The sequence below is a fragment of the Acidobacteriota bacterium genome (genome assembly GCA_003225175.1).
In the GTDB taxonomy this organism is placed as follows: Bacteria; Acidobacteriota; Terriglobia; order Terriglobales; family Acidobacteriaceae; genus Gp1-AA112.
Genome location: QIBA01000263.1, coordinates 1 through 2,296, shown reverse-complemented (window position 1 = coordinate 2,296; position 2,296 = coordinate 1). Strand labels below are relative to the sequence as shown.

Annotated in this window: 2 protein-coding genes; both read right to left on the bottom strand. The window is 30.4% G+C overall.

Translation table 11 applies throughout. The annotated features are described in order from the left end of the window. Nucleotides 1–83: 83 nt before the first annotated feature. Nucleotides 84–659: a hypothetical protein gene (locus DMG62_25260; protein PYY18817.1), complete on the bottom strand. Its 576-nt coding sequence runs from the start codon at nt 657–659 to the stop codon at nt 84–86. A 1,414-nt stretch (nt 660–2,073) separates the two neighbouring features. Beyond that, the coding region (locus tag DMG62_25255) for a hypothetical protein (GenBank protein ID PYY18816.1) at nt 2,074–2,296 on the bottom strand (223 nt) is incomplete at its 5' end.

Sequence of the window (2,296 nt, the reverse complement as noted above, 5' to 3'; positions counted from 1 at the left end):
TATAAATAAGATTCCCAGATTTTTCCTGTATCAATTCAGTGTACTGCGTATGAGAAACTTATGGCTCTTTGCTCTGCGATTTTTCACATTGCTCCTCCATAGTTTTCATCTTTAATTATATGTTTGGATTCAAAATCTGCTTTAATAACACATAGGACATACATCATTCTTTCGTAGTATTTGAATTTTTGGTAATTTTTCATTCCATCATCTTTTGGTAATGTAACTTTTTGGAGTACATTGTCTAATTTGTAACACCAATCTTGATGGGTATCCAATTTTTGCTTGCATGTGAATGTTTGCGTGCATTTATTACAAAAGTGTTTTTTTGCTTTGTGCGCAGAATCTTTAAACAATAATTTTTCAATGTCTTTCACCCATATAAAATGATGCTTTACTTTGAAATCTTCTACTTTACCTGCAATTTCTGAAAGTGCTATTAAATGTATTATATGGGGGCAATCATAATTTTTACTATGGATAACACACTTTACTGTTTTTTTACTTTCATTCCATTCCCAAATGTTTATACTTATTTCAGGGTTTAACTTCTCAATTTTATCAAATGTTTGTAGACAAATAGGAGTTGGCATTGGGATACCGGTTAAATTTACATTGACTAAATATGGCTTTATTACACTGAGACGTTCAGGATGCATTACTTTTCCTTTGTTAGCTAAATGAAAAAAATGCTCTGCTAAGGCATAATGTAAACAGTTGTCATCTCATGTTTTAGAGTTATTAGGATTTATTGTTGCCTTCTTACTTGCAAGTTTTTCTGGTGTTAGAATATAGCTTCTGCCTATTGCTCGTTCATATTTGTATACTTCAATATATATCATTTCTATTCGTATTAACTCTTTACCTGAACCATGTTTTAAGTATGTATTAATTTCTGCATCAATTTCTCCTACTGTTTGCCATAGATGATTTTCTATGTATTCTTCAGTAAGTAAAACACAGTTACTTCCAAAGTGAGGGGAACTTTGGAATTGTTTTGTAATGCCTTCTCCTTTGCTAAAACTGGTCTTTAAATAAGTACACACCAGTCTAAAGCTGACAAATAGGCACACCAATAGGCATCCCTATTGTGAGTTGGTAGGATGCCAGTTGGAGAATATTTGGCCATATTTATTATTGCCAATTGCAGTTAAATGATGGAGGAAATTGTGACACAACCATTATACAACCATTTTCCATTCAGGATGCGGAATAGCATTCAATAGACTGGAACTTAAATGTTTCAGATAAAACAATAAGTCACAATCAGATATGCTGATTGTGATTTATTTAATTTGAATTAGATTTAGTTTAATACATAAGAATAATCCGATTGAAGTTTATTGCTTATATAAACTAAGTATTAGAAAATGCTGATTTTAAAAAATTTATTATATATTAAATACTGATTTTTAAAAATTTACTATATATTAAATGCTGATTTTTAAAAATTTATTATTTTATTATTATTAATACAAAATAACTGATTATCTATTCTTGTGATTGTCGTGAAAGTGTATTTGATGATTGACTATTACAAGCATTTTCAATAGCTGACTTTAAGGAACCCTTATAACTGTCAATTGACTAACTTGGTGCATTTGTTGGTGCCGACAGTTCTTTATCGTAAACATTTACTATATCACGAATACAAGCTCATTTCTTTGGAACTTTTGACGATTCAGAAAAGATTTGATCTACATAATCACGCAGAAATTGTCATAACTACAAATAAAAAGAGATAAGTAAACTTGAAATTTCAATCAAATAATCATATTCAACAAACTTACAGTCGCTGAACGCCATTTTAGATCCTTTACTACGATCCTTCTTTTGTCAGTAGGGTTTTCTTGGTCAGTTTCCGATAACTCAGGAGAATGGTATGCCGATTCAGTCATGATAGGTTGCAGTTCATGCTTCCTAAATAATTTGATTACAGGGTCATTTATCGCATCTAGATAGTTCATCGTATTTGTTCTATTTACCCGTTTCTGTAATTGAATAAAATAAATTGAATAATAATGAATAAAGAAGCTAAATAACAAAGCTACTTACGTCATTTCTTCTACTATTTTAATGCTTTCTTTTTGCCTGTTCGGTCTTAATAGTTTTCGATTTATGTTTTCTTAAATGATTTTCCCGCTGGTATTTATGCCTATTGTGAATCATTTCACGTACAATTTCTTCAGATATCGAAAACAATTCTGAATCTAATGTATCTAAGACAGATGGCACCATAATATTTACAAGTTGGCATTGATTCTTGTATGTGTTATCCAAGCTTAACTGATTGTTG

Excerpts from the sequence above, each read along its gene's own strand:
- DMG62_25260 (PYY18817.1), bottom strand. The coding sequence starts at position 659 with ATGCATCCTGAACGTCTCAGTGTAATAAAGCCATATTTAGTCAATGTA.